Annotated in this window: 1 pseudogene; it reads left to right on the top strand. The window is 68.6% G+C overall.

The annotated features are described in order from the left end of the window. Window positions 1-492: 492 nt before the first annotated feature. Window positions 493-765 (top strand): annotated as a pseudogene (locus AB0O34_RS36110) (hypothetical protein); the annotation flags it as partial.

Below are 765 nucleotides of genomic sequence, written 5' to 3'. Positions count from 1 at the left end.
GGTACTGCACCGGGGACGGTGTGGGAGAGTAGGACACCGCCGGACAAATATTTGATATAACGCAGGAAAGCCATCCACTTTGTGGGTGGCTTTCCTGCGTTATAGAGGCTGTCACAGACCGAAGCCGCAGGACGCCTGTCCGCGTCGGCCTTGTGCGACGTCCGGGCTCACATGGGCCACGTTCTCGGCTGGCGCGTCCCGGGGGCTTCGGGGCCTTGCTAGGCTGGAGGTGCCGGGCCACCCCACCACGGGTGGCCTTTGTCGCGTAAGACGCCTATGCGCGGGCAGCGACAGAGTGAAACGGGCCTGTGCCCCGCGGCCGGATCGACCGTCCCCTCCGCACATGGTCGGCGCAATGAGCGAACGCGGTCACGGTGGACGCGGTGAGCGAGCAACGAAGGATAGAAGTGAACAGAGATAACGGACGTGAGGACTCGGGCCGTCCCGAAGACGGTGGAAACCGCTCGGGCGGGGGTTCCGGAGGGTTCCGCAGTGACCGCTCCGAGGGAAGCAGGGGCGGCCGGCCGGCTGATGGCGACCGTGCGGGAACCCGTGGCGAGGGACGTCCCGGCGACGGCCCGCGATATGGCGAGCGGCGTGAGGGCCGTCCTGCCGGCCCGTATGGGTCCCGTGACCGCGACTCTCGTGGCGGACGTCCGTTCCAGCGTGACGACCGTGGCGCTCGCCCGTTCAACCGCGAAGGCGGCGGTGGTTCGAGCAGCGGCCGTCCGGCCGATCGTGACGACCGTGGCGGTCGTCCGCCGT

The organism is Sphaerisporangium sp. NPDC088356 (genome assembly GCF_040685555.1).
Lineage (GTDB): Bacteria > Actinomycetota > Actinomycetes > Streptosporangiales > Streptosporangiaceae > Sphaerisporangium.
The sequence above is the reverse complement of the archived record's forward strand: the minus strand, read 5'-3'. Positions and strand labels throughout refer to the sequence as shown.